The organism is Mesorhizobium sp. M1A.F.Ca.IN.022.06.1.1, from assembly GCF_003952605.1.
Lineage (GTDB): Bacteria > Pseudomonadota > Alphaproteobacteria > Rhizobiales > Rhizobiaceae > Mesorhizobium.
Genome location: NZ_CP034455.1, coordinates 34,777 through 58,597, shown reverse-complemented (window position 1 = coordinate 58,597; position 23,821 = coordinate 34,777). Strand labels below are relative to the sequence as shown.

The window sequence follows — 23,821 nt, the reverse complement described above, 5'->3', positions numbered from 1 at the left end:
AAATCAGGGAGAAACCCGTGGCTGAGAACTACGACGTCATTATCATCGGCTCAGGCCCCGGCGGCTATGTCACCGCTGTGCGTTCCGCCCAGCTCGGCTTCAAGACGGCGATCGTCGAGCGCGAGCATCTCGGCGGCATCTGCCTCAACTGGGGTTGCATCCCGACCAAGGCGCTGCTGCGCTCGGCGGAGATCATGCACTATTCGAACCACCTCAAGGATTACGGCCTTAAGCTCGACGGCAAGGTCAGCCCCGACACCGCAGCCGTCGTCGACCGCTCGCGAAAGGTGTCTCTCAGGCTGAATGGCGGTGTCGCCTTCCTGATGAAGAAGAACAAGGTCGACGTCATCTGGGGTGAGGCTAAGCTTTCCAAGCCTGGTGAGGTCGTCGTCGCCAAGACCGCCAAGAAGCCGATGGAGCCGCAGCCGCCGGTGCCGAAAGGCGTCAAGGGCGAGGGCACCTACACCGCCAAGCACATCATCCTCGCAACCGGCGCGCGGCCGCGCGCGCTGCCTGGCATCGAGCCGGACGGCAAGCTGATCTGGACCTATTTCGAGGCCATGGTTCCGAAGGAGATGCCGAAGTCGCTGCTGGTGATGGGCTCGGGCGCCATCGGCATCGAGTTCGCCTCCTTCTACCGCACCATGGGCGCCGATGTGACCGTGGTCGAGCTTTTGCCGGCGGTGATGCCGGTCGAGGATGCCGAGGTCTCGAAATTCGCGCAGAAACAGTTCGAGAAGCAGGGCATGAAGATCCTGCTCGAGGCCAAGGTGACCAAGGTCGAGAAGGGCGCCAACTCGGTCACCGCGCATGTCGAGATGAAGGACGGCAAGGTCGAGAAGATCACCGCCGACCGCATGATCTCGGCCGTCGGCGTACAAGGCAATATCGAGGGCCTCGGCCTCGAGGCGCTCGGCGTCAAGACGGATCGCGGCTGTGTCGCGGTCGACGGCTACGGCAGGACGAACGTGCCCGGCATCTACGCCATCGGCGATGTGGCCGGGCCGCCGATGCTCGCCCACAAGGCCGAGCACGAGGGCGTGATCTGCGTCGAGAAGATCGCCAATATCCCGGGCGTGCACGCCATCGACAAGCTGAAGATCCCGGGCTGCACCTATTGCAGCCCGCAGGTCGCCTCGGTCGGCCTGACCGAAGCCAAGGCCAAGGCCGAGGGCAAGGACATCCGCGTCGGTCGCTTCCAGTTCGGCGCCAACGGCAAAGCCATCGCGCTCGGCGAGGACCAGGGCTTCATCAAGACCATCTTCGACAAGAAGACCGGGCAACTGCTGGGCGCGCATATGATCGGCGCCGAGGTGACCGAGCTCATCCAGGGTTTCGTCGTGGCGATGAACCTGGAGACCACCGAGGAAGAGCTGATGCACACGATCTTCCCGCATCCGACCCTGTCGGAGATGATGAAGGAAAGCGTGCTGGACGCCTATGGCCGCGCTTTGAACGCATGATAGACTGCTCGCGCGAGACTCAGACGCGGCAGCCGGAGGATTCTGAGGGCAAAGCAGTTCGTATCCGGATGCATTTTCACCTGATCAAGGAGGAATTGGCATATGGACGTGAATGGCGTGGGCTGGATAGCAGCCATCATCATCGGAGGCTTGGCCGGATGGCTCGCCGAAATGGTCATGAAGAGCAACACCGGCATCTTCATGAACATCATTTTGGGTATCGTCGGCGCGATCGTTCTGAATGCGATCCTACAGGCTCTCAACATCCAGTCCTTCGGCGCCGGCTGGTTCGCCTATCTGATCACCGGTTTCATCGGCGCCTGCCTGCTGATCTTTGTCGGCCGGCTGGTACGGCGCTGAGCCCCAGCGAAGTCCGCTATGCAAAATGGCCGTGGCGGCATGCGCCGGCGTGGCCTTTTTCTTTATTCCGAAAAGTCCTAGATGACGCAGACAGGCGGCCGCGATGCGGGCGGCCGCGAAGGGTTCGAAATGGTCACTGTTCTCGACACGATCGCCAATGCACCGCGCCCGCGGCATCCCGAAAAGGCGCACAGGCCGAACCAGGAAGTGCTGCGCAAGCCGGACTGGATCCGCGTCAAGGCGCCGGTTTCGAAGGGTTACGCCGAGACGCGCGAGATCGTGAAGTCGCACAAGCTGGTGACGGTGTGCGAGGAGGCCGGCTGCCCGAACATCGGTGAATGCTGGGACAAGAAGCACGCCACCTTCATGATCATGGGCGAGATCTGCACGCGCGCCTGCGCCTTCTGCAATGTCGCCACCGGCATCCCGACCGCCCTTGACGCGGATGAGCCGGCGCGTGTCGCCCATGCGGTCAAGCAGATGGGCCTCAGTCACGTCGTCATCACCTCTGTCGACCGCGACGACCTCGACGACGGCGGCGCGCAGCATTTCGCCGACGTCATCCGCGCCATCCGCGCCGCCGCGCCTTCAACGACGATCGAGATCCTGACGCCCGACTTTCTCCGCAAGGACGGCGCGCTTGAGATCGTCGTTGCCGCCAAGCCCGACGTCTTCAACCACAATCTGGAAACTGTGCCGTCGAACTACCTGACGGTGCGGCCCGGCGCCCGCTACTTCCACTCGATCCGGCTGCTGCAGCGCGTGAAAGAACTCGATCCGTCGATCTTCACCAAGTCCGGCATCATGGTTGGCCTCGGCGAGGAGCGGAACGAAGTGCTGCAGCTCATGGATGACCTGCGTTCGGCAAATGTCGACTTCATGACCATCGGCCAATACCTGCAGCCTTCGAAGAAGCACCATCCGGTGATCCGCTTCATCACGCCGGACGAGTTCAAGTCCTTTGAGACTATCGGCAAGACGAAGGGCTTCCTGCTGGTCGCTTCGAGCCCGCTGACGCGCTCCTCGCATCATGCCGGCGAGGATTTCGCCAGGCTGCGCGCGGCGCGCGAGGCGCAGCTCAAGAAGGCCAGCTGACGCTTTCATGCCGAAATTCGAAGCCACCCGCCGCGTCGCCTACACGCCGGAACAGATGTTCGCGCTGGTGGCGGATATCGAGACCTATCCGCAATTCCTGCCGCTCTGCGAGGCGCTGACGGTGCGCTCGCGCAAGGAGCGCGACGGCCGCACCATCCTCGTCGCCGACATGAGCATCGGCTACAAGGCGATCCGCGAGACCTTTACGACCCAGGTGCTGCTCAAGCCCGACGAGAACGCCATCGACGTCAAATACATCGACGGCCCGTTCAAATATCTCAGCAACATCTGGCGCTTCGATCCGGCCGATGGCGGCTGCGAAGTGCATTTCTTCATCGACTACGAATTCAAGAGCCGCATTCTCGGCGCGCTGATGGGCACGATGTTCGATCGCGCCTTCCGCATGTTTTCCGAAGCATTCGAGAAGCGAGCGAACGTGATCTACGGCGCAGCGCAAGGCACGCCTGATCCGCGGATAGCCTAGGCCAGCGCTCGCAGGCCGAGCTGCAGCGCGTGCCGGACCGTCTCGTGGCGGATGAATTCCCGCCCCTTATGACCAAACAGCTGGCGCTCGACGACGGCCGGCTGGCCGGCAAATGCCATCCCGAACCAGACGAGACCCACCGGCTTTTCCGACGAGCCGCCGCTCGGGCCGGCAATTCCGGTGACCGCAAGGGAGAGGCTCGCGCGCGAATGCGTCAGCGCGCCCGCAGCCATCTCCCTGACCGTCTCACCCGAGACCGCGCCATGCGCCTCAAGCGTCGCCGCGGAGACGCCGAGCATCTCCATCTTGGCTTCGTTGGAATAGGTGATGAAGCCGCGATCGACCACGGCGGAAGAGCCGGCAATGTCGGTCAGTGCTGCAATGATCAGACCGCCGGTGCAGCTCTCGGCCGTGGCCAGCATGATGCCGCGCTGCTGACAAGCCTGGAGCAGGGCGTTGGCTAATTCCGCGTTGCTCATGCCGGCACGTCTCCCGGATAGACGACGCTGGCGGTCGCGATCGCCGCAATGCCTTCGCCGCGCCCGACAAAGCCGAGCTTCTCGTTGGTCGTCGCTTTGATGGAAACGCGTTCCGGCGCAATGCCGAGCATCGCCGCCAGCGCCGCCGTCATCGCCTCGCGATGCGGCCCCACCCGCGGCGCCTCGCAGATCAGCGTGATATCGGCATTGGCGATGCGCCCGCCGCGCTCGCGCACCAGCGTCGCCGCATGCTCGACGAAGATTTTCGAGGCAACGCCCTTCCATTGCGGGTCCGACGGCGGGAAATGCGTGCCGATGTCGCCGGCGCCGCAGGTGGCGAGCAACGCATCGGTGAGCGCATGAAGCCCGACATCGGCGTCCGAATGGCCGGAGAGTTTCCGGTCATAGGGGATAGTGACCCCGCACAGAGTGACATGGTCGCCCGCTTCGAACGCGTGCACATCGTAGCCATTGCCGATGCGGATGTCCGGAAAGCGCGGCAGCGCATTTGAGAGCCGCTGGTCGGCCATCGCGATATCCCTTGCCCAGGTGAGCTTGATGTTGTCCGGCGAGCCCTGGACGATCTTGACCGGAATATGCGCCCATTCGGCGATCGCCGCGTCGTCGGTGAACTCGCTTTTGCCGAGATGATGCGCCTTCTCGTGCGCCGCCAGCAACGGCCAGAACGGGAACCCTTGCGGTGTCTGCGCCGCGTGCAGGCCGGCCCTCGACACCGTCTCCTCGATCATGCCCTCGGCCGATTCCCGCTTGAGCGTGTCGGCGACGGGCAGCGCCGGCAGGGCGCCCTGGCGCTCGCCGATGGCCTCGATGGTTCGGTCGATGAGCCCATGATCGACAAACGGGCGCACCGCATCATGCACCAGCACCTTTGCCGGCGCCTGCTCCCTCAGCGCCAAAAGTCCCAGCCGGACGGAAGCCTGGCGGGACGGACCGCCCATGACGATGAGCGTGTGCGTAGCATTAGCTCCCGCCGCGCGCTCGAACAGCTCGCGGTCGTCGGCATGGATCGCCACCACCACTGGTCCGACGGCTGGATGTGACAGGAATCTTTCCAGCGTATGCGCAATGACGGCGCGTCCGCCGATGCGCTGATACTGCTTCGGCCCCTCGGCCTGTCCGGCACGGGCGCCGCGGCCGGCGGCGACAATGACCACGCCGACCTTGCCGTCCGGTTTTTCACTTGTGTCAGTCATGGCGAGAGGCTTAGTCGCGGCTGGCAGGGAAGGCCAGCATTTTCCAAAATGCGCCTTAATGTGACGTCATTGCGCGTTGCACAATGCCTTGCATCTGGCTACACAATGTGCAGCAATCGAACATGCTTGGTTTTTGTGCATGCCTGAATTGACCACATTGGCTTCGCCGCTCGACGTCGGCGGCGTAAGGATACGCAACCGCGTGTTCCTGGCGCCGATGTCCGGCATAACCGACGAGCCGTTCCGTCAGCGTGCGCATGCGCATGGTGCCGGGCTGGTCGTGTCGGAAATGGTGGCGAGCGGCGAACTGGCCAAGGGCAGGGCCGGCTGCGATCTGCGCATCCGCCATTCCGGGCTGCCCGTCCATATGGTGCAGCTTGCTGGCCGCGAGGCAGCGCACATGGCCGAGGGCGCGCGAATCGCGGCGGGCGAGGGCGCCGACATCATCGACATCAACATGGGCTGCCCGGCAAAGAAGGTGACGGGCGGCTATGCCGGCTCGGCGCTGATGCGCGATCTCGATCACGCGCTCTCGCTGATCGAGGCGGTGGTCGATGCCGTTTCGGTGCCGGTGACGGTCAAGATGCGGCTCGGCTGGGACGAAAGCGCGCTCAACGCGCCGATGTTGGCGCGCCGCTCCGAGCTGGCCGGCGTGCGCATGGTGACCGTCCACGGCCGCACGCGCTGCCAGTTCTATCAGGGTAAGGCCGATTGGCGCGCCATTGCGCGCGTCAAGGAAGCGGTCTCGATCCCGGTGGTGGCCAATGGCGATGTCGGCTCGCCGGAAGAGGCTGCGACGATCCTGGATCAATCAGGCGCCGACGCGGTGATGATCGGCCGTGCCCATTACGGCGCGCCGTGGACCGCCGGCAGCATCGCGGCAGCCGCCGCTGGCATGTCTGCAACCGATATTCCCGAAACGCCCAAGAGGCTCGCTGACTACGTGGTTGCGCATTACGAGGACATGCTCTCGCTCTACGGCGTCGAAAGCGGGCTCCGCCAAGCGCGCAAGCATCTCGGCTGGTATCTGGACAGGCACGCGACTCGTGCTTCGGCGGAACGGCGCAAGCACATCCTCACTTCCTTCGAGCCGGCTGAAGTGATCGCCGGGCTGCGCCAAGCCTTTACCGAAAGCGCGGCATCGCCAGAATTGCGGAGCGCGGCATGAATACGAACCTCCCACAGCCGGCCGACACCGCGGATGCCGCCAATATCGTGCTGAACACCATTCGCCGCCCGGTGATCATGGTCGATGCCGACGGCTTCATCACCTTCGCCAACGCGGATGCAGAGGATTTCTTCCGCTCCAGCGCGACCATGCTGGCGCGCAACACGTTGTCCAAACTGGTCCCGTTCGGCAGTCCGCTGCTCACCTTGGTCGACCAGGTGCGCGAGCGCCGCGCGCCGGTCAACGAATACCGCGTCGACGTCTCTTCGCCGCGCCTCGGCATCGAGAAGATGGTCGACCTCTACGTCGCCCCGGTGCCGGAGTTTCCCGGCTCGGTCGTGGTGATGTTCCAGGAACGGTCGATGGCCGACAAGATCGACCGGCAGATGACACATCGGGGTGCCGCCCGTTCTGTCACCGGCCTGGCGGCCATGCTGGCGCATGAGATAAAGAACCCGCTCTCCGGCATCCGCGGCGCGGCGCAACTGCTCGAGCTCTCGGCCTCCGACGAGGACCGTGCCCTCACCCGGTTGATAACCGACGAGACCGACCGCATCGTGTCGCTGGTCGACCGCATGGAAGTGTTTTCCGACGAGCGGCCGATCGAGCGCTTTCCCGTCAACATCCATGTCGTTCTGGATCATGTGAAAGCGATCGCCAAGAACGGCTTTGCAAAAAAAATCAAGATCTTGGAGGAATATGATCCATCGCTTCCTCCAGTCTATGCGAACCGTGACCAGCTGATCCAGGTGTTCCTCAACCTGGTCAAGAACGCCGCGGAGGCGATCGGCGCCGACCCGCAGGGCGAGATCGTGCTGTCGACGGCTTTCCGGCCCGGCATCCGCGTTTCCGTGCCGGGAACGCAAGACCGCGTCTCGCTGCCGCTGGAATTCTGCGTGCACGACAACGGCCCCGGTGTTTCCGAGGACATCCTGCCGATCCTCTTCGATCCGTTCATCACCACCAAACCGAACGGCTCGGGCCTCGGGCTGGCACTGGTCGCCAAGATTGTCGGCGAGCACGGCGGCATCATCGAATGCGATTCGACGCAGCGTGGAACCACTTTCCGCGTCTTGATGCCGGCCTGGAAGGACACTTTGCCCAACGCCGGCGACGAAGCTGAAGGAGACCGCAAATGACCGTTCGCGGCAATATCCTCGTCGCCGACGACGATGCGGCGATCCGAACCGTGCTCAACCAGGCGCTGTCGCGCGTCGGCCATGAAGTGCGCGTGACTTCGAACGCCTCGACGCTGTGGCGCTGGGTGGCTGCCGGCGAGGGCGACCTCGTCATCACCGATGTGGTGATGCCGGACGAGAACGCCTTCGACATGCTGCCGCGCATCAAGAAGGCGCGACCCGAGCTGCCGGTCATCGTCATGAGCGCGCAGAACACTTTCATGACCGCCATCCGCGCCTCCGAGACCGGCGCCTACGAGTATCTGCCGAAGCCCTTCGATCTGACCGAGCTGCTCAACATCGTCAACCGCGCGCTTGCCGAGCCGAAGCGGCCGAAGCTGGATTCCCGCGCCGACGATCAGCCGGAGACGATGCCGCTGGTCGGCCGCTCGGCCGCCATGCAGGACATCTACCGCATGCTGGCCCGCATGATGCAGACCGACCTGACGGTGATGATCAGCGGCGAATCCGGCACCGGCAAGGAGCTGGTAGCGCGCGCGCTGCACGAATACGGCCGCCGCCGCGGCGGGCCTTTCGTGGCCATCAACATGGCCGCGATCCCGCGCGACCTGATCGAATCGGAACTGTTCGGCCATGAGAAGGGCGCCTTCACCGGCGCGCAGAACCGCTCCACCGGCCGCTTCGAGCAGGCCGAAGGCGGCACGCTGTTCCTCGACGAGATCGGCGACATGCCGATGGAGGCGCAGACGCGCCTGCTGCGCGTGCTACAGCAGGGCGAATACACGACCGTCGGCGGCCGCACGCCGATCAAGACCGACGTGCGCATCGTCGCCGCCACCAACAAGGATTTGCGGACCTTGATCAACCAGGGCCTGTTCCGCGAGGACCTGTTCTACCGCCTGAACGTCGTGCCGCTGCGACTTCCGGCGTTGCGAGAGCGTTCTGAAGACGTGCCTGACCTTGTCCGGCATTTCTTCAAGCAGGGCGCCAGCGAAGGCCTGCAGACCAAGCGCATTTCCGCCGGTGGCATCGAGCTGATGAAGCGCTATCCCTGGCCCGGCAATGTGCGCGAGCTGGAAAATCTGGTGCGCAGGCTCGCCGCGCTCTATTCGCAGGACGAGATTTCGGCCGAGATCATCGAGGCCGAACTGAAGACCGGCGAGCGATCTGTCGTGCCGGACGGCGGCGCGCTGATCCCCGACGACCTGTCGATCGGCCAGGCGGTCGAGCATTTCCTGCAGCGCTATTTCGCGTCCTTCGCCGGCGACCTGCCGCCCTCCGGGCTCTACCAACGCATCCTCGCCGAGGTCGAATATCCGCTGGTGCTGGCTTCGATGACCGCGACGCGCGGCAACCAGATCAAGGCGGCCGAGCTTCTGGGCCTCAACCGCAACACGCTGCGCAAGAAGATCCGCGAGCTTGGCGTCAACGTCTACAAGGCCGCCAGGCAGCCCTGACTTTGCCTTCACTTTTGGGGATTAAGTCGGGGAAAGATTTCCGTCCCGGCCACACTTGTTGCATAATCGCCACAATGCGTTGCATACATCCGACGCAATGACCGACTCTAGACGGCGATATGGCTGCTGAGGCTCCGACACTGAACCAACCGCTTTTCATCCGGGCCGGCGTTCGCGACGGCCGCCGGCTGCTGGCGTTGCCCGGCGTGGTCGCGATCGTCGGCGCCATGATAACCGCAGCGATCTCGTTTGCAATCCTTGTCGGTGCGACCCCGATCGCGCCGAATGCAAACGCCACCTGGGCGTTGATCGCGCTCAACGCCGTCTTCGTCCTCTTCCTGATCGCTCTGATCAGCCGCGAGATCCGCCGCATCGTCATGGCCCGCAGGCACGGCCGTGCAGCATCGCGGCTGCATGTGCGCATCGTCGCCATGTTCGCGCTGGTCGCCGCGATCCCGGCGATCATGGTCGCGATCATCGCCTCGATCACGCTCGATATCGGCCTCGACCGCTGGTTCGAGATCCGCACCAAAACGATCGTCAATTCGTCGCTGTCGATCGCCGATGCCTATGTCCAGGAAAATGCCCGCAACCTGCAGGGCACGACCCTGTCGATGGCCTACGACCTCGATGCCTCGCGCACGCTCTACGGGCTCGACCGCACCGGCTTCCTCGACCTCATGAACAAGGAGGCCGTCGGCCGCGGACTGGCGCATGCGGCGCTGATCAAGCCTGACGGCTCTTTCGTCATGAGCGCCAAGACCGACGCCGACTTCGCCATGCCTGAGCCGCCCCCTGGCGCGGTCAACACGGCCGCTGACGGCAAGCCGGTGCTGATCGAGCCGCGCACCCGCAACATCATGGGCGCCATCGTCAAGTTGCGCGAGATCGAAGGTCTTTACCTCTACACGATCCGGCTCGTGGACCCAGACGTTATCAAGGCGCGGCAGATCGTTCGGTCGAACACCGACGAGTATCGCGGACTTGAAGAGAACCGTCGCACTTCGCAGGTCGCGTTCGCGCTGCCCTATCTGTCGCTGACCCTGATCGTCATCCTGTCGGCGATCTGGACCGGTATCGCCGTGGCCGATCGCATTGTCCGGCCGATCCGCCAGCTGATCGGCGCGGCCGACGAGGTGGCCACCGGCAATCTCGACGTCGCCGTTCCGGTACGTCAATCCGACGGCGACGTCGCTTCGCTCGGCGAAACCTTCAACAACATGATTCTCGAGCTCAAATCGCAGCGCAACGAGCTGCTGTCGGCCAAAGACCTGATCGACGAGCGGCGGCGGTTCTCGGAAGCGGTGCTGGCCGGCGTGACCGCAGGCGTCATCGGCGTCGATCCCTACGGCGTCATCACCATCGCCAATCGCTCGGCCGAAACGATGCTGGCGATCTCGGCGAGTGCCGCGCTCGGACAGAACCTCTCCGCCATCCTGCCGCATGTCGGTCGCGTCTTCGAGATCGGGCGCCAATCCGGCAAGCCGGTCTATCGCGAGCAGGTGACTTTCTTCCGCGCCGGCATGGAACGGACTTTCAATGTCCAGGTCACCGTCGAGGCCGGAGACGACGGCTCGGAAGAAAAATCCTATGTCGTCACCATCGACGACATTACCGATCTCGTGCAGGCGCAGCGGTCCTCGGCCTGGGCCGATGTGGCGCGGCGCATTGCCCATGAGATCAAGAATCCACTGACGCCCATCCAGCTCTCGGCCGAGCGCATCAGGCGCCGTTACGGCAAGGTCATCACCGAGGACCGCGAAGTCTTCGATCAATGCACCGACACCATCATCCGTCAGGTCGAGGACATCGGCCGCATGGTCGACGAATTCTCGGCCTTCGCCCGCATGCCGAAGCCGGAGATGAAGGTGATAGACCTGCGCGAGTCGCTGCGCGAAGCTTCGTTCCTGGTGGAAGTCAGCCGCTCCGACATTGCTTTCCAGCGTGATTTCGGCAACGAGCCGCTCAAGGGAACGTTCGACAGCCGCCTGATGGCGCAGGCCTTCGGCAACGTCATCAAAAACGCCGCGGAGGCCATCGACGGACTTGATGCGCAAGATCGTTCCGACGGCACAATCCGGATTCAAGCCGGGCGCCAAGATGGCGCCATAAGAATCGATGTTATCGACAACGGCAAAGGGCTGCCGCGCGAGAATCGGCAGAGACTGCTCGAGCCCTACATGACGACGCGCGAAAAAGGCACCGGCCTTGGCCTCGCTATCGTCAAGAAGATCGTGGAGGACCATGGCGGCCGGCTCGAATTGCACGACGCGCCGCCCGATTTCCACGGCGGCCGGGGCGCGATGATCTCGATCGTCCTGCCGCCGGCGGCGGTCGTCCCCGCGCCGCCACCCGGCGAAGGCCGCGACGAACACGAACGAGAAACTGAAAAGGTCGGTAATGGCGTCTGACATTCTCATCGTCGATGACGAGGAAGACATCCGCGAACTGGTCGCCGGTATCCTGAGCGACGAAGGTCACGAAACCCGCACGGCACACGATGCCGACAGCGCGCTGGCGGCGATTGCCGATCGCGCGCCACGGCTGATTTTCCTCGATATCTGGCTGCAGGGCTCGCGCCTCGACGGTCTGGCGCTGCTCGACGAGATCAAGACCATGCATCCGAACATGCCGGTGGTGATGATCTCCGGTCACGGCAACATCGAAACGGCGGTGTCGGCCATCCGGCGCGGCGCCTATGATTTCATCGAGAAGCCGTTCAAGGCCGACCGTCTCATCCTGATCGCCGAGCGCGCGCTGGAAACTTCGAAGTTGCGTCGCGAGGTCTCCGACCTCAAGCTGCGCAGCGGCGAGACCTTCGACCTGATCGGCATGTCGTCAGCGATGAGCCAACTGCGGCAGACCATCGAGCGTGTCGCGCCCACCAACAGCCGCATCATGATCATCGGTCCGTCGGGTTCCGGCAAGGAACTGACGGCGCGCGCCATCCACGCGCTGTCGGCGCGCAAGAACGGGCCGTTCGTGACGCTGAGCGCCGCCACCATCACGCCGGAACGCATGGAGATCGAGCTGTTCGGCACCGAATCGAACGGCACCGAACGCAAGGTCGGCGCGCTGGAGGAGGCGCATCGCGGCATCCTCTACATCGACGAGGTCGCCGACATGCCGCGCGAGACGCAGAACAAGATTCTGCGCGTGCTGGTCGAGCAGCAGTTCGAGCGGGTAGGGGGCACAAAGCGGGTCAAGGTCGACGTCCGCATCATCTCCTCCACAGCGCAAAACCTGGAGGCCATGATTGCCGATGGCCGCTTCCGCGAGGACCTCTATCATCGCTTGGCGGTGGTCCCCGTCACGGTGCCGGGTCTCGCCGAACGGCGAGAGGATATTCCGTATCTCGTCGACAATTTCATGAAGCAGATCGCGCGGCAGGCCGGTATCAAGCCGCGCCGCATCGGTGACGACGCGCTGGCCGTGCTGCAGGCGCACAACTGGCCGGGGAACGTGCGCCAGCTGCGCAACAATGTCGAGCGGCTGATGATCCTGGCGCGAGGCGGAGACGTCGACGCCCCGATCACCGCTGACCTTCTGCCCTCCGAGATCGGCGACGTCATGCCGCGCACACCCAACCAGTCGGACCAGCACATCATGGCGCTGCCGCTGCGCGAGGCGCGCGAGCAATTCGAGAAGGACTATCTGATCGCACAGATCAACCGCTTCGGCGGCAACATCTCGAAGACGGCCGAGTTCATCGGCATGGAGCGATCAGCCTTGCACCGCAAGCTGAAGTCGCTGGGCGTGTAAAGGCAATCCAGGAAAAGTGTGCAGCGCCGGTTGGGGTCGGCGGCTTCGCCGTACCATTCCGTCCGGAATTGCCCAAAGCCGGCTGGCCCACGCGATTGTTCATTACGGCAGCGGCGGAATCGCTTAAGAGAGCCGGACATTTCCCTGAGGTAGCCCATGCCGCGCATTGCCTATGTGAACGGGCGCTACGTCGCCCATGCCGAAGCCCGGGTCCATATCGAGGATCGCGGCTATCAGTTCGCTGACGGCGTCTATGAGGTCTGCGAGGTGGCGCGCGGCTTTATCGTCGACATGCCGCGCCATCTGGCCCGGCTTAAGCGCTCGCTCAAGGAATTGTCGATCGCATGGCCCGTCTCGGAAGGCGTCCTGCCGATGCTGCTGCGCGAGGTGGTGCGCCGCAACAACGTCGTCAACGGCCTCGTCTATCTCCAGGTCACGCGCGGCGTCGCCAGCCGTGAATTCGTCTTTCCGGCAGCCGGCACCCGTCCGTCCTTGGTTATAACCGCCCGGAAGGCCGACCCCTCTGCTGCCGCCAAGCGGGTTGAGACCGGCATCAAGGTCATCACCGTCCCGGAGAATCGCTGGGACCGCGTCGACATCAAGAGCACCGGCCTGCTTGCCAATGTGCTCGCCAAGCAGAAGGCCAAGGAAGCCGGCGCCCAGGAGGCCTGGTTCGTCGACTCCGACGGCACGGTCAAGGAGGGCGGCTCGTCCAATGCCTGGATCGTCACCCGCGACGGCGTTCTGGTGACGCGGCCGGCCGAACACGGCATCCTGCGCGGCATCACCCGCACGACACTGTTCGAGGTCGCCGAAAAGCTCGGTCTGACGATCGAGGAGCGTGGGTTTTCGATCGCCGAAGCCAAGGCAGCGCGGGAGGCTTTCATCAGTTCCGCGACCACGATCGCCATGCCGGTAGTCGAAATCGACGGCGCGCCGATCGCAAACGGCCACCCCGGCTCCATGACACTTTCGTTGCGGCAGGCATTTTTTGACATTGCGGAAAAAAGTCCAGCCTGATAACCGCAAAGGTGGAATGAACCTCAACTATCTCGTTCTGCTTGTCGTTTAGGCGGCAAGAGGGGGTTTGCGCGCTTGACAGGCGCCGCGTAATTTGGCGCATTGGCCTGCAGACCGAAGGGGATCGGCGAAAGACAAAAACAATGGCGGAACGATCGCAAAACCTTCAGGACCTGTTCCTGAATTCAGTTCGCAAGAGCAAAAATCCACTTACCATCTTTCTCATCAACGGTGTGAAGCTGACCGGCGTGGTCACTTCGTTCGACAATTTCTGTGTGTTGTTGCGGCGCGACGGGCATTCCCAGCTCGTCTACAAGCACGCCATTTCCACGATCATGCCGAGCCAGCCGGTTCAGATGTTTGATGGCGAGGAAGGCCAGGGCGCCTGATTGGCACGTGAGCAGGACGCGGACCGCAGAGTTCGCGGGAAACAAGGACATCAACTTGGGCCGGAAGCCAAGGATCCGACCCGGGCCGTTGTCATTGTGCCGGTGCTTGCGCGCCAGCCGCGGGGCGATGACGATTCGAGCCGCCCGCGCCTGAGCCGCTCGGCGGATGCCCGCCACGACGAGGCGGTCGGGCTTGCCAGCGCCATCGACCTGGACCCGGTCCACACCGCGGTGGTGACGGTCACCGATCCCCGCCCGGCAACGCTGCTCGGCAGCGGCAAGGTGGCGGAATTCGCCGACATCGTGAAGGAACGCAAGGCGGAATTGGTCATCGTCGACCATCCGCTCACGCCGGTACAGCAGCGCAATCTCGAGAAGGAACTGAACGCCAAGGTGCTCGACCGCACCGGGCTTATCCTTGAGATCTTCGGCGAGCGCGCCAGGACCAAGGAAGGCACCCTGCAGGTCGAGCTGGCGCATCTCAACTATCAGAAGGGTCGGCTGGTGCGCAGTTGGACCCACCTCGAACGGCAGCGCGGCGGCGCGGGTTTCCTGGGCGGTCCCGGCGAAACGCAGATCGAATCCGACCGGCGGATCCTGCAGGACAAGATCACCAAGCTCAAACATGAGCTGGAAACGGTTCGCCGCACCCGCGACCTGCACCGCGCAAAACGCAAGAAGGTGCCATTTCCGGTAGTTGCGATCGTCGGCTACACCAATGCCGGAAAGTCGACGCTGTTCAACCGGCTGACCGGGGCAGGGGTGCTGGCGGAGGACATGCTGTTCGCCACGCTCGATCCGACGCTGCGCCGCGTGCGCCTGCCGCACGGCACGCCGATCATCCTGTCGGACACGGTCGGCTTCATCTCGGACTTGCCGACTCATCTGGTCGCGGCCTTCCGGGCGACGCTGGAAGAGGTCGTCGAGGCCGATCTCGTGCTGCATCTGCGCGATATCTCTGATCCGGACACGGCAGCGCAGGCCGAGGATGTCGAGCGCATCCTTGGCGATCTCGGCGTCGATGCCGCGGACACCAGCCGCGTGATCGAGGTGTGGAACAAGATCGACCTGCTCGACGAAGGCAATCGCGAGCGCCTGCTTGCCGAGAGCGCCGGCGGCAAGGCGCCGCCGATCGCGATATCGGCAGCGACCGGCGAGGGGATCGATGCGCTCAAGGCGCTCATCGAGGCCAGAGTGTCGGGCGAGTTGGAAACGATGACGGTGACGTTGAGCCCGGCTGAGCTCGGCCAGGTCGACTGGCTCTATCGCAATGGCGATGTCGTCTCGCGGAGCGACAATGAGGACGGCAGCGTCACCATCTCACTGACGGCCACGCACAGCGCCCGCCAGGAGATCGAGACCCGGCTGAACCGCAGGAACCACGGCTAGGCCGCTGCTTATCTTGCGTTTTTGGCCTGCTGCCAGAGGGTTTCCATCTCGTCCAAAGTCGCCTGTTCCAACGACCTCCCGGAAGCCTCCAACTCCCGCTCGACATAATGGAAGCGCGAGCGGAACTTCTCGTTGGTGCCGCTCAGCGCGGCTTCGGCATCAAGTCTCAAATGGCGGCCGAGATTGACGACGGCAAACAGCATGTCGCCGAACTCATCCTTGATGGGTGCCGCGTCGCCCGTGACCAGCGCCTCGCGCAGCTCGCCGATCTCTTCCTCTATCTTGTCGAGGATGGGTGCTGCCTCGCTCCAGTCGAAGCCGACGCGCGCAGCCTTCTCCTGCAGCTTCAACGCGCGGGTCAGCGCAGGGAGCGCAACCGGCACGCTATCGAGATAGCCCTTGCCGTGATCTTCCGGGTCGAGGCCGCGCGCGATGCGGGCGTTGCGCTTGTCGGCCTTCTCCACCGCCTTGATCTTCTCCCACATGCCCTTGGCCATGCCGGCGCTGCGCGCCTTCTCGTCGCCGAAGACATGCGGGTGACGGCGGATCATCTTGGTGGTGATCGCCTCGACAACGTCGCCGAACGCGAACTCGCCAATCTCCTGCGCCATCTGCGCGTGGTAGACGACCTGCAGCAGAAGGTCGCCCAGTTCCTCTCGCAGATCGTCGAAGTCGCCGCGCGCGATCGCATCCGCCACTTCATAGGCTTCCTCGATCGTGTAGGGGGCGATGGTGGAAAAGTTCTGCTCGATGTCCCAGGGGCAGCCGGTCTTCGGCGCTCTGAGTGCCGCCATGATCTCGATCAGACGGGAGATGTCTTTGGAGGGTTTCATGCAACAAACCCTAGCGCGCGCCGCGGCGGGCGACCAATCCCGCCGGCTGGCAAAAGCCGATTGTCCACAGTTGCGCCGGCACTCAGTCGAGCACCGAAACGATCGCCTTGGCGAGCTCGTCCATGCCGTCCTCAGGCAGACCTGCCACATTGATGCGGCTGTCACCTACCATATAGACGGCGTGCTCGGTGCGCAGACGCTCAACCTGCGCTTCGGTGAGCCCCAGGCGGGAGAACATGCCGCGATGGCTGGCGACGAAATCGAAGCGATCGGAGTTGGATTGCCGGCGCAACGCCTCGGCGAAGGCGACACGCAGCCTGAGCATGCGCAGCCGCATCTCCTCGAGTTCCGTCTCCCAGACCTTCTTCAGATCGGCGTCTTCCAGCACCATGCGTACGGCCGCAGCGCCATGGTCCGGCGGCATCGAATAGAGCGCTCGCGCCGCTGCCAGCATCTGGCTCATAGCCACGTCGGCCTGTGCGCCGTCCTTGGCCATGATCATGGCGGAACCGACGCGGTCGCGATAGACGGCGAAATTTTTCGAGCAGCTCGAGGCGACGACCATCTCGGGCACCTTGCCGGCGAGCAGCCGCAGGCCGGCGGCATCGGCGTCGAGCCCTTCGCCAAAGCCCTGATAGGCGATGTCGACGAAAGGCAGCAGGCCGCGCTCAAGCAGAACGTCGGCAACCTTCGCCCATTGCGCAGCATCCAGATTGGCGCCGGTCGGGTTATGGCAGCAGCCATGCAGCAGCACGACATCCCCGCTAGTGGCGGTCTTGAGCGCCGCCAGCATGTCGTCGAAACGGACAGCGCCGGAAACAGCGTCGAAATAAGGATAGTCGCGCACCTGTAGGCCGGCGGCGCGCATCACCGGCAGGTGGTTCGGCCAGGTCGGATCGGAGAGCCACACCGTCGCGCCCGGCCGCGTGCGCTGCAGAAGCTCGGCCACCAGCCTGAGGGCGCCCGATCCGCCCGGCGCCTGCGCTGCGCGGATGCGCGAATGATCGGCGTTATCGCCGAAGGCAAGCCTGATCATGGCGGCGTTGAAGCCGATGTCGCCGGCGAGGCCGAGATAGGTCTTGGTGTCCTGGCCCGCGAGCAGCCGCTTCTCAGCCTCGCGCACGGCCCGCATCACCGGCGTCCTGCCGTTACGATCCTTGTAGACGCCGACGCCCAGGTCGACTTTGCCGGGGCGCGTGTCGGCGTGGTAAAGGCCGATCAACGCAAGGATCTTGTCGGCGGGCGCGGGCTGCAGGGTCTCGAACATCGATAGGACTCCAGTGGCGGCGGAGTGATACGCAAATCGGCCGCGCTTCGCCAGCGGTTTCCTCCATATGCCGCTCGGGCGCTCGCTCACCCGAGGCCGGCGCAACTCCTCGCGGGAATCGCAAAAAAGAAACGGCAGCCAGGGATTAAAATCCCCACATGCTCCGTAAACAGGGCATGAAACGGTCGATGGCACGCTTCGATATCGTCGGGCAGTTGGGATCGCTGCGGCGCTACGCGCGCTCGCTGACGCGCGACAGCGCCGATGCCGAGGATCTGGTCCATGACGCGCTGGTGCGCGCCTATGAGCGGCGCGGCACCTTTCGCTCGGGCGGCAACCCGCGCGCCTGGCTGCTGGCGATCCTGCACAACATCTTCATCGACCGCATGCGCTCGCGGCGGTCCGAGACAGCGCGCATCGAGCAGGCAGGCCGTCTCGCCGAGCAAAACATGCCGGCGTCCCAGGACCATTCGGTGCGCCTTTCGCAGGTGCGCGAAGCCTTCCTGTCGCTGCCGGAAGAGCAGCGCGCCGCGCTGCATCTCGTCGCCATCGAAGGGTTGAGCTACGCAGAGGCCGCCGAGGTCAGTGGCGTCCCGCTCGGAACCCTGATGTCGCGCATCGGCCGCGCTCGTGCGGCGCTGCGCGAGATGGAGGAGGGCGCTCCGGCGCGCGGCAAAAATCACCTGAGGATCGTGGGAGGTGAATCATGACCGCTATCGTCGATCCGGTGACCGATGCCGATCTCGACGCCTATGTCGATGATCAGCTCGACGTCGCCCGCCGCATCGAGGTCGAGGCGTTCCTGTCCGCTCGTCCCGAAGTGGCCGCGCGTGTGATGTCGGATCTCAGAACGCGCGACGAGTTGCGCGTGGCGCTGGCCGGGCCAGGCGCAATGGCGCGCCCGGCGACGACCGACGCGGCGCGTCGGCTGGAAAGGGTGCTTGCCAGGGACCGAGCCTTTTCCGTGCTGCAGCGCGCCGCGGCCGCCGCCGTGCTGGTGGCGGCAGGGTGGCTTGCGAACGGCGTCTTCGGGCCGATCGCCGTCAGCAAGGTGGTCGCCTCGACGCAGCCGCCCGCCTATGTCGAGGAAGCGGTGAGCGCGCACCGGACGACGCTGGTGCGTGAGACGATGCCGTCCCAGGCCGAGGCGCCGAATTACAATGCCGACGAGATCCGCGCCGCGACCGCGATCGTCATGCCGTCATTGCCCGACGACTGGCGGATCCGCGATGTTCAGATCTATCCGTCGCGGTTCGGGCCGAGCGTCGAGATGGCACTCGAAACGAAGGACCTCGGGCTGGTGTCGCTGTTTGCGATCAGGCCAGGCACGTTCGACGTCGTGAAGCCCACCGTCGCGCCCTTGGGCGATATCTCGTCCGCCTATTTCCAGATCGGCGAGGTCGCTTACGCCGTCGTCGGACAAGGCGATGCCGGCGATCTCGACCGGGCCGCCGAAAAGCTCGCCCGCACGCTCTATTGAAGCAGCCAATCGAACCGACCAACCAAGGAGAAACGAAATGAACAGCCCTAATCTTGGATACCGAATGGGCACCGGCGTCCGGGCCGGTGCCCTCTATGACGAGGGCCTGCGCCGGCACATGCTGCGCGTCTACAACTATATGGGCCTCGGGCTCGTCGTCACCGGCCTCGTCGCCCTTGTTGTGGCCTCGACGCCGGCGCTCTACGTCCCGATCTTCTCCACGCCGCTGAAATGGGTGGTGATGCTGGCGCCGCTCGCCTTCGTCATGTTCTTCTCCTTCAAGATGCAGACGATGTCGGCGGCGAGCGCGCAGGCGATGTTCTGGGCCTTCTGCGCGGTCATGGGCCTGTCGCTGGCTTCCGTGTTCCTGGTGTTCACCGGCACCAGCATCGCGCGCACCTTCTTCATCGCCGCCACCATGTTCGGCGCCACCAGCCTCTACGGCTACACGACCAAGCGCGACCTGACGCAGTTCTCGTCCTTCCTGATCATGGGCCTGATCGGCGTGGTGATCGCGAGCCTCGTCAACCTGTTCCTCGGCTCGACCGCGCTGCAGTTCGCCATCTCCGTGATCGGCATCGCCGTCTTCATCGGCCTGACCGCCTGGGACACGCAGACGATCAAGGAGCAGTATGCCGAGAATTTCGACGCCGAATCGCAACAGAAGCTCGCCGTCTTCGGCGCCTTCTCGCTGTATCTGAACTTCATCAACATCTTCCAGCTGCTGCTGAATTTTACCGGCGAACGCGAATAGTCCGGACCGTAGCAGGCAACAGCTTCGAACCGTGGCCGACGGGTAAACCGCTGGCCACGGTTTGTCTTTTGGCATCGTGTCTGGCGTGGCAACGCTGTCGGTCGTTTGCGGCGGCTGCTTGAGGGGATGCCGCACTGCCTGCTGCCCTTGAGTTCAGGCGAGGCCTTTTGCTAGCCTGCCGGCCCGACCAGCCAGTCGCGAGGACGCATGGACCAGCTGACGCTTGACGGTGACGGCATCTCGGCGACGGTTGTCGGGCAGGGGGCGGAGCTGGTCTCCTTGCGCGATGCCGAAGGCGCGGAACTTCTGTGGCAGGCGGGGCCTGAATGGCGGCGTCATTCGCCGGTGCTGTTTCCGATAGTCGGCCGGCTGAAAGGCGACCAGTTGCGCCATCGCGGCAAAGCCTATCCAATGACGCAGCATGGCTTCGCCCGCGACAGGCGCTTTGCCTGGGCGGAGCAGGGGCCTTCCTCTTGCACGCTGGTCCTGACCGATGACACCGAGACCCGCACCCGCTACCCATTCGCCTTTCGGCTGGCCATAAGCTACAGCCTCGGCCCCCGCCAGCTTGGCGTGACCTTCGAGGTCGCCAACACAGGCGACGAGGTGCTGCCGGCCTCGGTCGGCGCCCATCCGGCCTTCAACTGGCCTTTGCTGCCGGAATTGCCCAAGGAAGCCTACCGGCTGACCTTTGCCGACGATGAACCTGCGCCGATACGACGCCTGAAGGACGGGCTGATGCTGCCGACGCCGCAGCCAACGCCCGTCGAGGGCAAGACGCTTGCCCTCTCCGAGCGGCTGTTCGATGACGACGCCGTCATTCTGGACCGGCCCGCCAGCACCAGCGTGCGCTATGCCGCCGGGCGGGGGCCGGCGATCGAAATGTCATGGCAGGGATTCAACGAATTGGGCATCTGGTCCAAGCCCGGCGGCGCGCCGTTCCTCTGCATCGAGCCCTGGCATGGCGTTGCAAGCCCGGTCGATTTCGACGGCGAATTCGCCGACAAGCCGGGCGTGATGCTGATCCCGCCAGGCGCCAAGCGCAAGTTGACCTACCGGATCACCATCAGCCGGGATGCGTGAGGCATGGCGTTCGCGATCAAGGCCGAGGTCAAGGATCCGCTGGCCGAGACATTCTCATTCGCGGCGCAGAAAACCATGTATGGCGGCAAGCATATCGCCGAAGGCGACACGATCTTTGTGTTCGCCAGCGAAAACAAAGCCGGACAGGGGCTGGTCGCACGGGGCGTTGTCACGTCATCCGAGGCCATTGCCAAAAGATCCGACCGCGAACGGCAGACGCCGCGCGTCAGTGTTGCCATCCGCCGCACCGCATTGGCAACGCGGCGATTGGGTCGGGACGAGCTCAAGCGGTTCAAGGACTGGAGCGATGGCAGGCCTGAGACCGAGCTCAACTTCAAATTCTATCGCCAGGCGACGAACAAGATCGTCAGCCTCTCGCATGGGACGGCGGCTTTTCTCGATGGGTTTTTCTAAGACGGCAAGCCACGGATCAAATCGATCTCTATGGAATCCGGCTTTTGAGAGCCACGCAAGCGAGACGTCTCAGCCTTGGACGCCTGGGCGAGTTCGCTGCTAACGTTCCACCGCACGGCTTTGAAGGAGACGCAACATGGACCAATTCACCGGCGGCTGCCTGTGTCGCAATGTCCGGCTTGTGGCGTCGGGCCGCCCATACAGGGTCTGCATCTGCCATTGTCTCGATTGCCGCAAACATCATGGCGCGCTTTTCTATGCTTCGGCGGTATTCCCTCAGGACGCGGTTACGATCGACGGTGAGACGCGCGAGTATGCCGGGCGGTTTTTCTGTCCGCGCTGCGGTTCGTCCGTTTTCGCACGCACCGCGGACGAGATCGAAGTGCATCTCGGGACCCTGGACGCCCCAGACCAGCTAGCCCCGACCTACGAAAGCTGGATCATCCGTCGCGAGTCGTGGCTGCCGCCGTTTCCAGTCAGCAAGCGATACGAGCGCGATCGCGAGGCAACGAGCCGCTTCGAAGAATAGGTCGCGCCATTCATTCTGGCCGTCAGTCCGGAAGCCCGGCCTTGCGGAACCCGTCAACGAAATGCTCGAGCATCGCGTCGTCGCGGAACGGCTCGGTCCAGACCCAGTGGCTGGTCGTGAAATGCGGGTTGGCGATAAGGAACATCTCGACCTCCGCGCGCGCCTCTTCGAACCGGCCGAGCTGCGCAAGGCTTGCCGCCAGGAAACGGCGTGAGCTGGTCCGATAGGTCTCGTCCCGGCGCAGCGTCTCGATGGCGGCTTCATAGTCGCGGGCCGCATATTGCGCGGCGCCGAGCGTGAGATAGTACCAACTCGGCGGAAACGGGTTCAGCCGGAACGCCTTGCGAATGTGCTCAAGGCCTTCCTCGATCCGCCCGGCTAGGACCTCGATATCGGACAATGTCGCCCAGGCGTCGGCCTCGTTCGGATCGAGCTCGAACGCTCTGGCGAATTCGGCATCCGCCTCGCCGAAGCGATGCTCATAGGCAAGCAGGTTGGCAAGCACCCAGCGGCAGCCGGCGTCGTTGGGGTCGATCGTCACGGCTTTGCGGGCCAGCTCCAAGGCAATGCTCCGGTTGGGGTCGACGGGCTCGCCCCAATGCACCCATCCCATCCAATGGTTCATGGCGAGCCAGCGATAGGCCTCAGCATATTCCGGATCGAGCGAGACCGCGCGCGTCAGCATCAGATGCGCCTCCCGCGCCGTCTGAGGCGAGTCGTCGATCAGTTTTCGCGCCCGCACGCACAAATCGTAGGCCTCGAGATTCTTGGGCCGATTGCGCGGCGGCTGCGTGCGCAGCCGGCCGAGCAGCGCCTCCACGATCTTGGCCGTTACCTCGTCCTGGACGGCAAAAATATCTTCCAGGCTGCGATCGAAGCGTTCCGCCCACAGATGCTCACCGCTCACCGCGTCCACAAGCTGCGCGTTGATGCGCACACGCCCCGCGGCGCGCCTTGCGCTCCCCTCAAGTAGGTAACGTACGCCAAGGTCCTCGGCGATCGCGCGCACATCCATCGGCTTTCCCTTGTAGACGAAGACCGAGTTGCGCGCGATGACGAACAGTCCCGCGTTCCTGGATAGGTCGGTGATCAGGTCTTCGGTCAACCCGTCCGCGAAGGATTCCTGCTCGGGATCATTGCCGAAATTGACGAAGGGCAGCACGGCGATCGACGGCTTGCCGGGCAGTGGCAAAGGTTTTCGTTTCGTCTCGCCAAGCTGTTCGATGACCCCCGTGAAGCGATAGCCGACGCGCGGCACCGTAGCGATCCATTCACCGCCGTCGGCGGCGGGGCCGAGCAGCTTTCTGAGCTGCGCGATCTGGACGGTGAGGTTGCCTTCCTCGACGGCCGTGCCCGGCCATGCCGCGTCCATCAGCTCGGCCTTGGCCAGGATTTCGCCGGGACGTTCCACGAGCGCGGCAAGCAGCTTCAGCCCCCGATAGCCGGCGGCCACGGGGACATCGTTCCGAAGCAACGTTCCCGCAGCTGAATCAAGCACGTACGGGCCGAAGGCAAAGCGCGATCCCTGCATGCGGCGCATCTATAGAGCAATTCCAGGAAAAGTGTGAGACGGGTAGAGCAGTTCGTCATGTCCGATGAACCGCTCAGGCCGATTTGGAAGTTTTGAGAACTATTTGGATGCGCTTAATTACGGCGCAGCCCGCATCCTGCAGAATCCAACCTCATTCAGGTGGAAGGCCCCAACTCGAAAAGCATGGGGCCGCAAACCATAGGAGGTTGCCATGAACGACACGTTTGCATCGATCCCGCAGCTGGCAACGCTGGTCGGGCAGGCATCGCGCCGGCGCTACAGCCTGCAGACCCTGCGAGGCATGATCGCAGCCCGGCGCGAGCAGATACGGTTTCGCTGGGATCTGAAGCGGATATCAGAGGCCAACCCGCATCTGATCGACGATATCGGACTGACGAAAGAGCAGGCCGAGGAAGAGATCGCCAAGCTGCCCTTCTGGCAAAGATAAACGCGGATGTGGCGTCAACGCTGATGCCGGCAGCGCAGTCCCACCGGGTAGGGTGGTCCGGCA

General features: G+C 64.0%; 24 protein-coding genes. 19 read left to right on the top strand and 5 right to left on the bottom strand.

Going from position 1 to position 23,821, the window contains the following annotated elements; all coding sequences use genetic code 11:
* Positions 1–17: 17 nt before the first annotated feature.
* From lpdA to EJ078_RS00290, 4 genes are all read left to right on the top strand, one after another.
* Positions 18–1,463: a dihydrolipoyl dehydrogenase gene (lpdA, locus tag EJ078_RS00305; protein WP_095825431.1), complete on the top strand. Its 1,446-nt coding sequence runs from the start codon at positions 18–20 to the stop codon at positions 1,461–1,463.
* 102 nt (positions 1,464–1,565) lie between these two features.
* Entirely contained in the window at positions 1,566–1,823 is a 258-nt protein-coding gene (locus EJ078_RS00300) for a GlsB/YeaQ/YmgE family stress response membrane protein (RefSeq protein WP_067321367.1), read from the top strand.
* Between the two features lie 129 nt (positions 1,824–1,952).
* Positions 1,953–2,918 carry a lipoyl synthase gene (gene lipA, locus EJ078_RS00295; RefSeq protein WP_127403869.1) on the top strand — a complete coding sequence of 322 codons (966 nt, stop codon included), beginning with the start codon at positions 1,953–1,955 and terminating at the stop codon, positions 2,916–2,918.
* A gap of 7 nt (positions 2,919–2,925) precedes the next feature.
* Positions 2,926–3,402 (top strand): type II toxin-antitoxin system RatA family toxin, encoded by a 477-nt coding sequence (locus tag EJ078_RS00290; protein ID WP_066989693.1) that lies wholly within the window; start codon positions 2,926–2,928, stop codon positions 3,400–3,402.
* Here the strand turns inward: EJ078_RS00290 and EJ078_RS00285 are convergent.
* Positions 3,399–3,881 carry a CinA family protein gene (locus EJ078_RS00285; RefSeq protein WP_127325584.1) on the bottom strand — a complete coding sequence of 161 codons (483 nt, stop codon included), beginning with the start codon at positions 3,879–3,881 and terminating at the stop codon, positions 3,399–3,401. The genes EJ078_RS00290 and EJ078_RS00285 overlap by 4 nt on opposite strands.
* On the bottom strand, positions 3,878–5,095 hold the full coding sequence (locus EJ078_RS00280; RefSeq protein ID WP_127403867.1) for a bifunctional 2-C-methyl-D-erythritol 4-phosphate cytidylyltransferase/2-C-methyl-D-erythritol 2,4-cyclodiphosphate synthase: 1,218 nt from the start codon (positions 5,093–5,095) through the stop codon (positions 3,878–3,880). Before EJ078_RS00280 ends, EJ078_RS00285 begins: the two co-directional genes overlap by 4 nt.
* A gap of 139 nt (positions 5,096–5,234) precedes the next feature.
* On the opposite strand from EJ078_RS00280, the gene dusB reads away from it, so the two are divergent.
* From dusB to hflX, 8 genes are all read left to right on the top strand, one after another.
* Entirely contained in the window at positions 5,235–6,263 is a 1,029-nt protein-coding gene (gene dusB / locus EJ078_RS00275; RefSeq protein ID WP_127403866.1) for a tRNA dihydrouridine synthase DusB, read from the top strand.
* Complete coding sequence (locus EJ078_RS00270) at positions 6,260–7,402, top strand: nitrogen regulation protein NR(II) (protein ID WP_066989706.1); 1,143 nt, start codon at positions 6,260–6,262, stop codon at positions 7,400–7,402. Before dusB ends, EJ078_RS00270 begins: the two co-directional genes overlap by 4 nt.
* A complete protein-coding gene (gene ntrC, locus EJ078_RS00265; RefSeq protein WP_066989709.1) occupies positions 7,399–8,859 on the top strand; it encodes a nitrogen regulation protein NR(I) in 1,461 nt (486 codons plus the stop codon). Before EJ078_RS00270 ends, ntrC begins: the two co-directional genes overlap by 4 nt.
* A gap of 119 nt (positions 8,860–8,978) precedes the next feature.
* On the top strand, positions 8,979–11,270 hold the full coding sequence (locus tag EJ078_RS00260; protein WP_208721043.1) for a PAS domain-containing sensor histidine kinase: 2,292 nt from the start codon (positions 8,979–8,981) through the stop codon (positions 11,268–11,270).
* The gene (locus EJ078_RS00255; protein ID WP_066989715.1) at positions 11,260–12,621 is read left to right on the top strand and encodes a sigma-54 dependent transcriptional regulator; all 1,362 of its coding nucleotides are present in this window, start codon (positions 11,260–11,262) and stop codon (positions 12,619–12,621) included. Before EJ078_RS00260 ends, EJ078_RS00255 begins: the two co-directional genes overlap by 11 nt.
* Before the next feature lie 156 nt (positions 12,622–12,777).
* Complete coding sequence (locus EJ078_RS00250) at positions 12,778–13,641, top strand: D-amino-acid transaminase (protein WP_127216697.1); 864 nt, start codon at positions 12,778–12,780, stop codon at positions 13,639–13,641.
* A gap of 143 nt (positions 13,642–13,784) precedes the next feature.
* Positions 13,785–14,030, top strand: a complete 246-nt coding sequence (gene hfq / locus EJ078_RS00245) for an RNA chaperone Hfq (protein WP_066989720.1) — start codon at positions 13,785–13,787, stop codon at positions 14,028–14,030.
* Positions 14,031–15,419 carry a GTPase HflX gene (gene hflX, locus EJ078_RS00240; RefSeq protein ID WP_067321349.1) on the top strand — a complete coding sequence of 463 codons (1,389 nt, stop codon included), beginning with the start codon at positions 14,031–14,033 and terminating at the stop codon, positions 15,417–15,419. It begins immediately after the preceding gene.
* Between the two features lie 8 nt (positions 15,420–15,427).
* Here hflX and mazG read toward each other — a convergent pair whose 3' ends face one another.
* Both mazG and EJ078_RS00230 read right to left on the bottom strand, forming a co-directional pair.
* Entirely contained in the window at positions 15,428–16,252 is an 825-nt protein-coding gene (mazG, locus tag EJ078_RS00235) for a nucleoside triphosphate pyrophosphohydrolase (protein ID WP_095780474.1), read from the bottom strand.
* An 82-nt stretch (positions 16,253–16,334) separates the two neighbouring features.
* On the bottom strand, positions 16,335–17,519 hold the full coding sequence (locus EJ078_RS00230) for an amino acid aminotransferase (protein WP_127217142.1): 1,185 nt from the start codon (positions 17,517–17,519) through the stop codon (positions 16,335–16,337).
* A gap of 188 nt (positions 17,520–17,707) precedes the next feature.
* On the opposite strand from EJ078_RS00230, the gene EJ078_RS00225 reads away from it, so the two are divergent.
* The 6 genes from EJ078_RS00225 (at position 17,708) to EJ078_RS00200 (ending at position 21,779) form a co-directional block, all read left to right on the top strand.
* The gene (locus EJ078_RS00225; protein ID WP_245307415.1) at positions 17,708–18,229 is read left to right on the top strand and encodes a sigma-70 family RNA polymerase sigma factor; all 522 of its coding nucleotides are present in this window, start codon (positions 17,708–17,710) and stop codon (positions 18,227–18,229) included.
* On the top strand, positions 18,226–18,999 hold the full coding sequence (locus EJ078_RS00220) for an anti-sigma factor (protein WP_067321338.1): 774 nt from the start codon (positions 18,226–18,228) through the stop codon (positions 18,997–18,999). The genes EJ078_RS00225 and EJ078_RS00220 overlap by 4 nt, the downstream gene beginning before the upstream one ends.
* Before the next feature lie 37 nt (positions 19,000–19,036).
* A complete protein-coding gene (locus EJ078_RS00215; protein ID WP_127217141.1) occupies positions 19,037–19,753 on the top strand; it encodes a Bax inhibitor-1/YccA family protein in 717 nt (238 codons plus the stop codon).
* Between the two features lie 207 nt (positions 19,754–19,960).
* Entirely contained in the window at positions 19,961–20,836 is an 876-nt protein-coding gene (locus EJ078_RS00210) for an aldose 1-epimerase family protein (protein ID WP_127847385.1), read from the top strand.
* Positions 20,837–20,911: 75 nt separating this feature from the next.
* Positions 20,912–21,250: a hypothetical protein gene (locus EJ078_RS00205; protein WP_348627285.1), complete on the top strand. Its 339-nt coding sequence runs from the start codon at positions 20,912–20,914 to the stop codon at positions 21,248–21,250.
* A gap of 136 nt (positions 21,251–21,386) precedes the next feature.
* Positions 21,387–21,779, top strand: coding sequence for a GFA family protein (locus EJ078_RS00200; RefSeq protein WP_067321329.1), 393 nt, complete (start codon positions 21,387–21,389; stop codon positions 21,777–21,779).
* A gap of 22 nt (positions 21,780–21,801) precedes the next feature.
* On the opposite strand, the gene EJ078_RS00195 is transcribed toward EJ078_RS00200, so the two are convergent.
* Positions 21,802–23,319, bottom strand: a complete 1,518-nt coding sequence (locus EJ078_RS00195; RefSeq protein WP_245457153.1) for a winged helix-turn-helix domain-containing protein — start codon at positions 23,317–23,319, stop codon at positions 21,802–21,804.
* A 202-nt stretch (positions 23,320–23,521) separates the two neighbouring features.
* Here EJ078_RS00195 and EJ078_RS00190 point away from each other — a divergent pair, with 202 nt between their 5' ends.
* Positions 23,522–23,758, top strand: coding sequence for a hypothetical protein (locus EJ078_RS00190; protein ID WP_067321326.1), 237 nt, complete (start codon positions 23,522–23,524; stop codon positions 23,756–23,758).
* Positions 23,759–23,821: the final 63 nt, after the last annotated feature.